A 13497-nucleotide genomic window follows, 5' to 3' on the forward strand; every position below is an offset into this window, starting at 1 on the left:
CAGGGCGCCCATGGGCCGACAGGATCGCTGCGCGCCTCGCGTGACGGGCACGTCGCGTGAAGGGAAAGTCTCAACGATCGATTTGCTCGCGGCTGCGACCGGCCCGCCGAAGCAGGGTGCCGCCATTTTCGGGGACATGGTGCATGGCGAATGCAGGCGACGAGGACTCCAAGCGCAGCCGCGCCATCGCCCCAGCGGCCGCGACGCGGGATTCGACCGGCCAGCATTTGAACGGGATCGGCGCGGCCCTTGCGCCGCCGATGATCGGGGCGCGGCTGTCGCGGATCTTCAACTGGTCGCGCAGCGGCGTCGGACCGCGCCTCCTGGCCGCCGTGCTGCTGTTCTCCTCGATCGTGACGCTCACGCTGACCGCGCTTCAACTCTATCTGGATTACGATCGAGAGGTCGGAATGATCCAGACACGGCTTGACGAGATCGGTCGCAGCACCATCGACAGCCTCGGCGAGAGCCTGTGGAATCTCGACCAGAACCAGCTCAGGCTCCAGCTCGACGGCATCCTGCGGCTGCCCGACATCCGCGCCGCGGAAGTCCACGAGATCGCCGATCGTCCCAATCCGGTCCGTCTCGCGGTCGGCGAGCCGAGCACCCGCTCGGTCGTGACGCGCGACTATCCCTTGAACTACAGCGTGCAGGGGACCGCACGCCCGATCGGCGTGCTCCACGTCGAGGCGACCCTGACCGACGTCTATCAGCATCTGCTCAACCGCGCCCTGGTCATTCTGGCAAGCCAGGCGGCGAAGACGTTCCTCGTCTCCCTGTTCATCATCTACATGGTCCATCTGCTGGTGACGCGGCATCTCGTCGCCATCGCCGAGTTCGTCAGCAAATACAGCCTGGCGCGGCCGCCGCCGCCTTTGCAGCTGGAGCGCCGGCCGCCCCACGATGCCGACGAGCTCGACAAGGTGATCGACGCCTTCAATACCATGTGTGCAAATCTCGAGCGGGCCTATGGCGAGCTGCGCGCGGCCAATGCGAATCTCGAGCGCGACCTGACGATCCGCCGGCGCGCGGAGGAGGACGCCCGTGCGAGCGAGCAGCGTTTCCGCGACTATGCCGAGACCGCCTCCGACTGGTTCTGGGAGACCGGACCGGAGCATTTGTTCACCTACATATCCGACCGGGCCGGCGCCTTCGGCATGGACAGCAAGGCGCTGATCGGCAAGCGCCGCTCCGATGCCGCCTTCGACCGCGACGTCGAGCCGGAGAAATGGCGTGCGCATACGGCGACGCTGGATCGCCACGAGCCGTTCCGGAAGTTCGAATATCGCGGCCGCGACGCGTCCGGACGCGTGCATCATTTCAGCGTCAACGGCCAGCCGGTGTTCGCCGCCGACGGACGCTTCATGGGCTATCGCGGGTCGGCGACCGACCTCACCGAGCAGCACGAGACCGGGGAGCGGCTGCGCCAATCCCAGAAGATGGACGCGATTGGTCAGCTCACCGGCGGCGTCGCGCACGACTTCAACAACGTGCTCACCGTCATCACCGGGACCATCGAAATCGTCCAGGAGGGGCTTGCGGACAAGCCTCAGTTCGCCGCGATCGCGCAGCTCATCGACGATGCGGCCGCGCGCGGCGCGGAGATCACCTCGCAGCTTTTGACTTTCGCGCGCCGCCAGCCGCTCGAGCCGCGCGAGATCGACGTCAACGCGCTCGTGGTCGAAACCGCGAAGCTGCTGAAGCCGATGCTCGGCGAGCATATCGAGATCGTGACCCGGCTCGCGGACGACGCCTGGTCCGCGATGGCCGATCCGTCGCAGCTCTCGTCCGCGATCGTCAATCTCGCCGTCAACGCCCGTGACGCGATGCCGGGGGGCGGCAGGCTCACGCTCGAGACCGCGAACCGCGACCTCGACGGCACGAGCAGTGCCGGCGACGGCGATGTGATGCGCGGTGCCTTCGTGATGGTCGCGGTCACCGACACCGGCCACGGCATTCCCGCCGACATCCGCGAGCGCGTGTTCGAGCCGTTCTTCACCACCAAGGGCGTCGGTCGCGGCACCGGGCTTGGGCTCAGCATGGTCTACGGGTTTGCCCGCCAGACCGGCGGTACAGTCGTCATCGAAAGCGAGGAGGGACACGGCACGGTGATGCGGCTGTTCCTGCCGCGATCGAAGGGCGAGGCGCCGGCCAGAACGGCACCGGTTCAGGCGCTCGCGGCGGCACGCGGGCACGAGACGATACTCGTGGTCGAGGACGACCCGCTGGTGCAGGGCTATGTCATCGCCCAGCTCGGCACCCTCGGCTATCGCACGCTCGCCGCCGGCGACGGCGCAGCCGCGCTTGCGCTGGTCGATCAGGGCGCCAGGTTCGATCTGCTGTTCACCGACATCATCATGCCCGGGGGCATGAACGGGCGGGAATTGGCCGAAGCCGTTCAGCTCCGTCGGCCGGGGGCGAGGGTGCTCTACACCTCCGGCTACACCGACAACACCATCGTTCACGAGGGCCAGCTCGACCCCGGCGTGGCACTGCTCAGGAAGCCGTATCGCAAGTCGGAGCTGTCGCAGAAGATCCGCGAGGTGCTTGCGGGCGAGCCGCCGGCCTGAGCGGCGCCCGCCAACGAAAAAGGCGCGGCGGGGAGGCCCCGTCGCGCCCGATTTCTTGCTCGCTGGTCCAGGGCTGAGAGCGCCCCAAATGCCAAGCCCGTTTCAAAGCTTAGCGGGCGATCCCAGCGAGGTGACAGCGCTTGGTAAGAGACACTGGATCACCTCCTTTCGTTGGTTTCGGAAGAGTTCAATATAGGCGGAAATGCCGCTGTTGTTAAGGGGAAGCGGGCCGGGAGGAACCAGCGGCTGTTCGCAAGGCCGGGATGGCGCTGGAAAGCCGTCTCTTGGGCAGTTGAGATCTTTGGGCAAGTGAGATCTTGGGCAGTTGAGACCGCCGCCCGGCCGTGTTAGGGAGCCCCTGTCGCGGGTGTAGCTCAATGGTAGAGCAGCAGCCTTCCAAGCTGAATACGAGGGTTCGATTCCCTTCACCCGCTCCATCGCAAGATTATCTGAGTCAATCTACGATCTGAAGCGATCGCGTTCGCGCGATGGTGGCGCTTGCTGGTAGGCAATAGCTTGCGAGCGCGCTTCGCCATGCCGGGAAGTATGCGAGGCTGTGGAGTCCATGACGACCGAGTTTTACAGTTCGGCACTCCGGTCGCGAGGGTCTTGTTACCTGTAGAACCCGAAACGCTTTCGGCGCCCGGATATCACAATATCACACGTTGGACACGGTGTTTCGCGTCTCCGCAGCTCGTTCCAGATCCCACGCCCGCTGCAGGCGCTCGGCGCTTGTCGACTTCAATATGCCGGCCCAGGCATTACCGAGTGTCTTGATGCCCTCGTGCAGACTGGAAGCGTTTCCGGCCGACCAATCAGGCAGGCCCATCGGGACGCTTATTGACCAGGACCAGCTGTCTCCGGATCGATGTACGCTGCCGATCACGTGCCCCTCATAGATGACGACGTAGTGGTCCTTGACGTCCGGCCACCGAAGCTTCGCATTGAGGGAAATGGTTTTCATGGAGCAAGACGTGTGAGGGACTTGTAGCTGAATCACTCGATTGCAGTCGTTGCGTAGACGACGCTACCGACGTCTTTGCGCGCTGCGGGTGGAGGGCTCGCCAGCATGCCTGGCGCTTCCAAGCTTGATAAGCATGTGTCGATTTGGCACTATGCCGGCATATTGGGAGAAAGTCATGTACAAGCCATTCCTTGTTGCGATTGCCGTCACCGTCTGCATGTGTGCATCGCCGGCCAGCGCTCAGGGCGGTCCGTATCCATTTGGCGACGAACCGTATCGGCTGAACTGGTATTCCGATCCCGAGATCGCGACCGGCTGCTGGAAATGGAATTGGCAGCAATACCAGTGGGACAACTACTGTCCGGTTTATGTACGTCCCAAGGCTTACATGTACCCGCGCGCGCGGGCGGTTGTCGTTCGCACCAAAGGCTAGCGCGGGATGGTTGCGCGGCGCCTTGCGGAGGCGCCGCTCGGGCTCGGCAATCAGTAGTTCTCGATCGTACAGGCGATCTGGCTGTGCTTCCCGAAATTGAGCAAGGCATTGCCGCGGAAGCCGTCGACCCAGACGCCGGGACCGGCATAGCGATATCCGACTCCCATCGGGACCAGGCGCACGTGCACGCCGCCGGAATGGCCGGTTTGCAGCGACGCCGTCACAACCTCACCAGCCACTGACACGGCGATCGGGCAAAGAGGATATTGCCTGCCGTTCTCGCAGGTGAAGACGAGTTCCGAGCAATTCCCGACAGCGGTTGGCCGTGCCATCAGGCCGAGATCAGCGGCGGCCGCCGGATGCACGGCAAGGCTGGAGCTCAGCACCACCGCCGCCGCAATAAGCTTGCCTGGTCGATTGCGCATTGTTGCTCCTAAAAAAAATCAAAAACCAATCAGAACCGAGGGAAGCAAGAAACGGCTCACACGTCAAACCGTTGCAGCACCGGTGATCGCAAAGATAATTCAGCCGTTGCCGTTCTGCATCAAGTCGCCGTCGAGAGTATGTGCGCCGCACGGACCTGCCGATTTGCCGCATAGGGCCGGAGTACGCCCCTATTTGGATACGGCCGTGCACCTGGGATTGCGCGCTCGGGCAAGTGGCAAGGTCAGCTTCCTTCCCGAATACCTAACAGGCGGTTCTGCGTCCCCGTCACGTTCGGAAGGCGCTACCTTTCATGCTGTTCTTGTGTCGATGATGGTCGCCGGCAATCGCTGACGAACGCGTCGCATCGCATCGCACAAAATCCCCGGCCGCCAACGTCAGCTGATCAAGCAGCAAGGGGCTGCACCGCTCCACTGGCCAAACCCTGACGCAGAAATACGACGTGACAATCGACGACTGGCATGGCGGCATCGCGATGACGGTCTTCTCGGTCGGCGGCGTGATCCAACGCGAAGATAAGATTCTGGACATCGTGCCGGAGCAGGATTCGCTCACCATCGAAGCGCAGATCGCGGTCGAAGACGTCAGCGACGTCCACCCGAACATGTGTGCTGAAGTTCACCTGACCGCATACAATCAGCGCATCGTGCCGATGATCCACGGCGAAGTGATCCAAATTTCGGCCGACCGCCTGACCGATCCGAAGACCAACAATCCCTACTATACCGTCTTCGTTCGGGTTGATCAGGATGAGCTGGCCGCAACACCGAACATTCGGCTGTATCCGGGAATGCCAGCCACCATCATGATACCCACCGTGCAGCGTACTGCGTTCGAATATATCGTGGGTCCGCTGATCATGTCCTTCAATCAATCGTTCCGGCAAGGTAATTCGCCGGCCTGCCGATGCGGGCATGTACCGACCAGCTTGGGTACGACCAAGCGCGCCGACGGCCGGTTTCGTCCGGCTCCGCGTAGGAAGCGTCGCTCCTGAAAAGAAGAAACCGTTAAATCTTCTGCTGTGCTCCGGCGCCAGCAACGTTGACCGTGATTTTCTGAATTTCCGTCCGACCACCGGCATATTTGACCTCGATCGTCAGGACGTCATCGCCGATGAAGTCCGGCTGCGATCTGTAGAAGGCGATGTAGCCGGGTACTTCCAGTGCGAGACAAGCCTTGTAGTTGGTTGCCTTCACTTTCGCCGACTTGACGGTCACCTTCCCAGATGCAGGCGCATTGACCAGACGGATCGTCGGCAGCGGCCCCGACGTGCAGTCGGACAGCACGTTGATGAAGACGCCGATCCGGGTGTCCTTGTTGGCGAGGCTTCTGATCGTTCGCTCGACCGGAGCGGCCGCGTCTTCGGCCCATGCGGGCGCACCGAAGCCCACCAGCATCACGACGACGGAGGACAATAATACCCTCAGCGGTGCAGCGAAGCTTGCCATGTTTTCCCGGTTCACCGGCTGCAAGATGCTCATTTCAAATGCCTTTTCGGTGGGCTCTTCGCCTCAGACACCAATTTACCACGCCGGACCAAATAGTCTTCGTTAACTAGTTGATTTCGTTGACCCCGGATGCAGTTAACAATAGCTTAATAGAGAAATTTTTCGACTTACTTTCTGCAGATTTGATTTCAACTGCATAATGTTTTGGCAGGGGTAGATTATGAACGCTCAATTTCAGGTAGCGCAGGCTACCGGCACGGCTGCTCCGACCAACGCAACTTCAGTTCGAACTTTCACGCTGGCGAAGCCGCTGACAGACCAGGCGGTGGTCGTACATCTCGGATACGACCAGAAGGTCAAGCTCGACTTCTCGTCGATCGCCAACGAAAAGATCACGCTCGTCCACGTCGGCGAGAAGCTGATCATTCTGTTCGACAACAAGTCGACGATCACTGTGGACCCGGTGTTCGACTCCCGCCATGACGGCCAGGACCTGCTGTCCATCGAGCTGGCGCCGGGGCGCGACGTCAACGTTCAGGAGTTCGCGAGCCTCTTTCCCATCACGACCGACCAGTCCGTGCTGCCTGCCGCCGGTGATGGTAACGGCAACGCCCAAGGAAGCGGTGCCAGCTTCTCCAATGCTGCCGTGGATACGTTAAACGCCGGCAATCCGCTGGACCTGCTCGGACAGGAAGAGCTCGGCAATTTCGCCCTCAATCCCGAGACATTCGCAGGAGTGCCCGAAACGACGATTGCCCCGGTTGCGGGCTTCACGCTCTCGGACACGATCGTCATCCATGACGAAACCGCCAATGTGCAAGTTCTGAACGGCGCGAACGATCTGTCCAATGCTGTCTTGCCTGCGGTATTCTCTCCTGTCGGATTGATCGGCTGGGCCGAGAGCGCCGTTTCGGAAATTGCGTCATCGAGCGCCAGCTTCGGAAGCGGCGGCACCGGAACGACCGCCTATGCGCTGACCACCTCCATCGGCGCGGCCTTCGCCGGCGTCGATTCCGGCCTGCAGGCGACGGTCACCAACAACGAAATCTTCCTGTTCACCGAAGGCAATCTTGTCGTCGGTCGGGAAGGCTCGGGTGGCGTGGCCGATCCGAACGGCGCGGTCGCCTTCCAGCTTTATCTCGATCCTGCGACCCTGAAGCTTGACGTGGCCCAGTATGAAGCCATCAAGCACGGCACCGCGTCCGATCCTGACACGAGCGAAGGTGCGCAGCTCGCCGACGTGGTGTTCGTGCAGCAGACCGTGACCGACGCCGTCGGCAACACGGCGACTGCGGTGTCGAACGGCTCACTCGGCGTGTCCTTTCTCGATGACGGTCCTGCGGTCACGCGCGGCGAGGGCAGCGAGCTGCCGTCCATCGGCCTGCTGAATTTGGACGAGACGATCGGCCATGAACAGAGTCCGCTGATCGATCGTTACAACACCGGTGAAACCGAATCAGACGGCGTCACGCCGAACGGCACGCTGGACGACACCGGAGTGACGACCGTCACCGTGTCCACCGCGCCGACGCAGGCCCAGGCGATCGGGGAGTTGTCGACGCCGGCGGGCGGACTGATCAATCTTTTTCCGGCGGCGGTGGTCGATTTCGGAACGGATGGCCCCGGCCCGAACGGTGGTGTGAGCAACGTTCTCACGCTGGTGCTGTCGAGTGAGACGGTCGGCACGAACCTGACGGCGACGGCGCTCGCCGGCACTCCGCTCGCAAGCCTCGACGCGGCCGCGCGCTCCATCGTGCTGGTCCAGGTCAACGACACCACGATCGAGGGTCGGATCGTCGGGGACGGCGTCGCCAACAACGGCGACGAGTACGTCGCGTTCCGCATCGTTCTGGAAAACGCCGGCGATCCTGCGACCGCGCATGTCACGGTCGACCAGTTCCTGGCGATCGATCACGGCGGTTCGGAAGACCCGTCGGTGTTCGACGAACAGATTCTCCTCCACCTCGCCGGTGCCGATACGCTCGGCCTGCAACTCACGACGACGGTCACCGACGGTGACGGCGACCAGGCCAGCTCGACGGTCCAGGTCAACCTGATCGGCAGCGAGAATTCGTTCATCGCGTTCGACGACGACGGGCCGATGATCACGCGGGAGGAGGGCGAACATCCGACGAACGTCGGACTGCTCGACCTCGACGAGACCATTGCCCACGGTGACAGCCCGCAGCCCGATACTTACAATGTGGGCGAATCCGAATCGGGGTTCGGACCGCCGAACGGCACGGCTGATGATAAGGCCACCACCGTTACCGTCGCGATCCATCCGACGCAGGGGCAGGCGATCGGCGAGCTGTCGACCGCCGCAGGTGGACTTGCGGAGCTGTTTGACACAGCCATTGTCGACTTCGGAACGGATGGTCCGGGCGCCAAGGGTGGCATCAGCAACGTCCTCAAGCTGGTGCTTTCCGGCGAAACGGTCGACACCAACCTGACTGCGACCGCGCTGGTCGGCACGCCGCTCGAGAACCTCACCGCGGCGCAGCGCGCCATCGTGCTGGTTCAGGTCGACGACGATACGCTCGAAGGGCGGATCGTCGGTGACGGTACTGCCGAGCATGAATACGTTGCCTTCCGCATAACGCTGGAAAATGCCAGCGATCCGTCCACGGCGAAGGTTACAGTCGATCAGTTCCTGCCGATCGATCACGGCGGCTCCGAGAATCCGTCGCAGTTCGATGAGCAGGCGATTTTGCACCTGGTCGGGAATGGGACGCTCAACCTCGAGCTCACCACGACTGCCACCGACGGCGACGGCGACCAGACCAGTTCGTCGGCTCAGGTCACCCTGATCGGCAACGAGCGATCGTTCATCGCTTTCGACGATGATGGTCCCACCGTGACGGTGTCGGTGACGGAAGGCTTTGCCGTCGTTCATGACGAGACCCTGCTGTTGCAGAGCCCGCCGTTCGGCGACGACAATGACATTCTGTTCACGCCCGTTTTCAACGGCGTCAGCAATCCCGGACACGACCCGCAGGTTCTGTTCGGTCTTCCCATCGGGTACGCGCGGAGCAATGTCGCGGCGCTTACCATCGACAATGTCGACTTTGGCACTGACGGCGCGGCCAAGACGGGCGCCCAGGTCTTTTCGCTGACGCTGGCCGACGCGGAGGGCCACAGCACGACCGGTCCGATCGATTCCAACCTCACCACGACGGAAGGGAAGGAAATATTCCTCTTCATCGAGAACGGCCTCATCGTCGGTCGTTACGATGGGTCCGATCAGGACGATGTCGTGACCGGCACCAACGATCCGGCCGCATTTGCGATCGCGATCGACCCGGTGAGCGGCAAGGTCTCCGTCGTCCAGTATGTTTCGCTTCACCATGACAGCGCCGATATCGGTGGCGATATCGATGAGGCGGCCTCGCTGGCAGACGCCCTCGGCCAGGTCAAGGCGACCTTGACGGTCACCGACGGCGACGGCGATCACGCTTCGGCGTCCGCCGACATCTCCGGCAGCATTCAGTTCGAGGACGACGGCCCGTCCGTTGCGGCGACAGTGCCCCGCAATTTCGGGGTGACCGCGGACGAGACTCCCGGCAACCAGGCCAATGACGTCACGGCGGCGCTTCCGGTCTTTGCGACCGTGGCGAACCCCGGCGATGATCCGGACGAGCCCGGAACGGTGCTTGCCTATGCGACCAGTAGCGGCGCGGCCCTGAGCATCCTGCCGTATTTCGGCGTCGACGGACCCGATCCGACTGCGGCGATCACGTATTCGCTCGATCTGCAATCGTCTATTTCCGGCGTGACATTGACGGACGGAACGGCGATTTCGTTGTCGCTGGATAGCGCGGGCAGGGTGATCGGCACCGTGGGCACGGATAGCGTGCATCCCGAACTGAACGGCACCACCGCCTTTGCCGTGGCCATCGATCCGGTCACCGGCCAGGTCTCCGTGGTCGAATATCTCTCGCTCCATCACTCCAATACGTCCAATCCGAACGATCAGGTTTCGCTGGCCGCGGGCTCGATCTCGGCGGTCGTCACGATCAAGGATGGCGATGGCGACACGGCGTCCGCGTCGGCGGATATTTCGAGCAAGATCCACTTCAACGACGACGGCCCGAAGCTGACGATCGGCGCCGACGTGACCACGCCGGAATTCGTCGCGATTTCGCTCAATCTGGACGAGACTATCGGCCATGAGGGGTCGCCGCCGGATCAATACAACACCGGCGAGAGCGAGTCGGGCGGCGGAACGCCGAACGGACTCGCCGACGACACTGGCAACGCCACAATCACGTTCACGACGGATGCGACCTCGACGGCTCAGATCGGTGAGCTGATGACGGGCGCGGGGCTGCTGGCTCCGTTGTTCACGAATGCGGTGATCGATTACGGGGCTGATGGTGCCGCCCTGGTCAACCCCGTCACGTCCGCGCTCAGCCTCGTCCTGACGGGAGCGCCCGAGCTCGGCGGAATCAAGACCAACCTCGTAGCTACCGCGCTGGCGGGCAGCCTGCTCGATGGCACCTCACAGGACCATCGGACCGTCTGGTTGACGCTCGAGGGCGGTCAGATCGTCGGCCGCGTCGGTCATGATACGCTGTCGACGGGCGATGATTTCGTCGTCCTGCGCATCTCGTTGAATTCGACGGATCCGGCCACGGCGCAGCTCGTGGTCGATCAATTCCTGCCGATAGATCACGACGCCTCGGAACCTGCCGGATCGCAGCTGCCCGAGAATCCCTCGCTGTTTGACGAGTCGGTCTCGTTGCTGACGGCTTTGGCCGGCCAGAGCGTCGGCGTGAAGCTGACCGTGACGGTGACCGACGGCGACGGTGACCATGTCACGCAATCCGCCACCGCGACCCTCATCGGCAACAGCAATTCCATCGTCTCCATCGACGATTCCGGCCCGACCATCTCCGCTTCGGAGGATTGCGTCGATACGCCGCTCACCTATGTCGGCATCAAGGCGGGCAACGTCGACGAGCGCGGTCTCGATGGTCCGGGCGATCAGGACGTACTCTTGTCCGCCGTCGGTCAGGGCAATGGCCCGAACCCGAACACGGTCAATACGACGGGGAGCGATATCGGCGTCGGCAACCAGTCGATCGAGGGCCATGAGGTTCACGGAGGCAACGACCAGGCTGCGGAGATCCTGCGGCTCGACTTCGTCAACAACGTCACCTTCCCGGCCAATACCTTCGCCTATAATGGTCACTACGAGGTGGATGCGGCCTCGTTCACCGTCCAACAGATCCAGGGCAGTGCGAGCAACACGGCGACGGTTTTCGTCCAGGTCTTCAACGCCAATGACAACAACGACTTCACCGATGACGGCAATCCGCTGCCGATCACGCTGAACGACGTCACCGTCACCGGGGATGCCAGCTACACCAAAATTCCGGTGTATGACGGCAATACGCTGGTCGGCGTCGTCATCGTCGGTCTGAACGAGGGGGCGACCGTCACGGTTGACACGTCGGACGACTTCAATCGTCTCGTCATTTCCAATTACGACAACGTCGCCTTCTCGAGCACGCCGAACGGTGCGCCGACCCTTCCAACCGACCCGGCCGATCCGCAAGAGGTCAATGTCGGTCATCCGTTCTCGGTCAGCGGCATTTCGTCCGTCGTTTGCGCTCCGGCCACGCTCAGCGTCACGCATGACGAGAGCGCGGGCTTTGCGCCGCAGTCCGGCCCGAACCCGGAGAACGATGTCGATCCCGCGACGGCCCCGAGCGTGCTGACGGCCGCGATTGCCGACGCCCAGATCGTTACGGTTCTCGGTTACGCCGAATCGAGCGGTGCCGCGACCAGCCTGTTCACGACGCCCGATTTCGGCACGGACGGACCCGGCCCGGCCGGAGGTGTGTCCTATCAACTGACGAGTTCCGCCGGTGGCGGGTTCACGGGCCAGGATTCCGGGCTGAACACCACGGTCGGCAACCACGATATCTTCCTGTTCACGGACTCCACCAACCCGAACATCGTCTGGGGCGTCGACGGCAACAACTTCCAGACCGGCGAGAAGGTGTTCGCGCTCTATGTCGACACCGACGGGCACCTGTGGGTCGCACAGTTCGCGGCGATTGCGCACAATGTCGATGGCTCAACGCCTGCTGCCTATGACGACGAGGTCTCGATCGCGAACGGCCTCGTGTACATCTCGGCCACCGCGACCGACGGTGACGGCGACACCGCCCATGCCGTTTCGCCGGCCGGGCTTCACATCAATTTCCAGGACGATGGTCCGCATGCCGTCGCGGAGGCGTCGCAGGACGTCCTCGAAGGGTCTGCTCCGGTCATTGGTCAGCTCGATTTCGATCCGGGCGCCGACGGCGCGACCGTCACGCAAATCAACGGCGTGTCCCTGTCGTTCGGCCAGGACGGGTATTCTCAGGCCGTCTCGGTTACCCATGGCAGCCTTCAGGTCACCGCCGAGGGTGCCTACAAGTTCGTTGCTCAGCCTGATGACGTCTATCATACCGGCGGGCCGGCGAACTTCACGTACACCGTGACCGATGGCGACGGCGATACCTCGGCATCGACGGTATCGTTCGTGGTCACCGACGACAGCGACCCGACCACGGTGACGTTGAACGACGTGACTGTGAACGAGGGCGTCGGCACGGCGACGATCTCGGCGAGCGTGGATCATGCGCCGCAGGGCAGCAACCTCGTGCTGACCCTGAGCAACGGGTCGACGATCACGATCCTTGATGGCCAGACCACGGGCACCTCGACGCCGTTCCCGGTGCAGGGCGATGATCCCTATGTCGATCACGAGAGCTACGTTGTCTCGGTCACCGGCGCGACCGGCGGCAATTATGAAGCGCTGAACACGGTCGACACGTCGACGGTGACGGTGAACGACACGATTGATCCGACCTCGGTGAACCTGAGTGCCTCGACGGTGCTGGAGGGCGGGATCGCGAACTACGTGTTCACGGCGACGCTGACCAATGCCTCGCACGGCAATACGGTGGTCACGACCGACCAGGGCGTGATCACGGTCACCGATGGCAACACCACGGGCACGCTGACGATCGCGTCGGGCAATGGCGAGGATCCCTACCTGGACGCCAGCCAGCTGACGGCGACCATCACCGGTGCGACCGGCGGCAACTTCGAAAGCCTGGTGGTCGGAACGGCGGCGGCGACCGCGCACGTCAACGACACGATCACCACGAACTTCGTAACCCTGGACGATGTCGTGGTCCTCGAGAACCAGACGTTTGTCTATACGGCGCACATGGATTATGCGTCGCTGACGCCGTTCACGGTGAAGCTGGACAACGGGGTGGACATCACGTTTGCCCCCGGCCAGCTCACGGCAACGTCTGCGCCGCAGCCGGCCCAGGGCGACGATGTGTATCTGGATGGTCAGGTGATCACTGTTTCGATCGCCAGCACGTTAGGCGGCAACTTCGAGGCGGTTGACATCTCGGACACGGCCAAGGTGACGATTGGCGACACGATTGATCCGACCTCGGTGAACCTGAGTGCCTCGACGGTGCTGGAGGGCGGGATCGCGAACTACGTGTTCACGGCGACGCTGACCAATGCCTCGCACGGCAATACGGTGGTCACGACCGACCAGGGCGTGATCACGGTCACCGATGGCAACACCACGGGCACGCTGACGATCGCGTCGGGCAATGG

7 protein-coding genes and 1 tRNA gene are annotated in these 13497 nt (G+C 62.8%); 5 read left to right on the forward strand and 3 right to left on the reverse strand.

Annotated features, from left to right (window positions below):
• Positions 1 to 143: 143 nt before the first annotated feature.
• The gene (locus JQ591_RS20945) at positions 144 to 2570 is read left to right on the forward strand and encodes an ATP-binding protein (RefSeq protein WP_211397874.1); all 2427 of its coding nucleotides are present in this window, start codon (positions 144 to 146) and stop codon (positions 2568 to 2570) included.
• A 363-nt stretch (positions 2571 to 2933) separates the two neighbouring features.
• Positions 2934 to 3007, forward strand: a tRNA-Gly gene (locus JQ591_RS20950).
• A gap of 221 nt (positions 3008 to 3228) precedes the next feature.
• Here JQ591_RS20950 and JQ591_RS20955 read toward each other — a convergent pair.
• Positions 3229 to 3534 (reverse strand): hypothetical protein, encoded by a 306-nt coding sequence (locus JQ591_RS20955; RefSeq protein ID WP_211397875.1) that lies wholly within the window; start codon positions 3532 to 3534, stop codon positions 3229 to 3231.
• Positions 3535 to 3709: 175 nt separating this feature from the next.
• Between JQ591_RS20955 and JQ591_RS20960 the strand changes: the two genes are divergently transcribed.
• On the forward strand, positions 3710 to 3967 hold the full coding sequence (locus JQ591_RS20960; RefSeq protein WP_211397876.1) for a hypothetical protein: 258 nt from the start codon (positions 3710 to 3712) through the stop codon (positions 3965 to 3967).
• 50 nt (positions 3968 to 4017) lie between these two features.
• Here JQ591_RS20960 and JQ591_RS20965 read toward each other — a convergent pair whose 3' ends face one another.
• Positions 4018 to 4392: a hypothetical protein gene (locus JQ591_RS20965; protein ID WP_211397877.1), complete on the reverse strand. Its 375-nt coding sequence runs from the start codon at positions 4390 to 4392 to the stop codon at positions 4018 to 4020.
• A gap of 461 nt (positions 4393 to 4853) precedes the next feature.
• On the opposite strand from JQ591_RS20965, the gene JQ591_RS20970 reads away from it, so the two are divergent.
• Entirely contained in the window at positions 4854 to 5405 is a 552-nt protein-coding gene (locus JQ591_RS20970; RefSeq protein ID WP_349630394.1) for an HlyD family efflux transporter periplasmic adaptor subunit, read from the forward strand.
• Positions 5406 to 5418: 13 nt separating this feature from the next.
• On the opposite strand, the gene JQ591_RS20975 is transcribed toward JQ591_RS20970, so the two are convergent.
• Positions 5419 to 5874, reverse strand: coding sequence for a hypothetical protein (locus JQ591_RS20975; RefSeq protein WP_349630395.1), 456 nt, complete (start codon positions 5872 to 5874; stop codon positions 5419 to 5421).
• Between the two features lie 205 nt (positions 5875 to 6079).
• Here JQ591_RS20975 and JQ591_RS20980 point away from each other — a divergent pair.
• Positions 6080 to 13497: DUF5801 repeats-in-toxin domain-containing protein (locus tag JQ591_RS20980; RefSeq protein WP_249137366.1), on the forward strand; the 7418-nt coding region annotated here is incomplete at its 3' end.

It is taken from the genome of Bradyrhizobium canariense (assembly GCF_018130465.1).
Classification (GTDB): Bacteria; Pseudomonadota; Alphaproteobacteria; order Rhizobiales; family Xanthobacteraceae; genus Bradyrhizobium; species Bradyrhizobium canariense_C.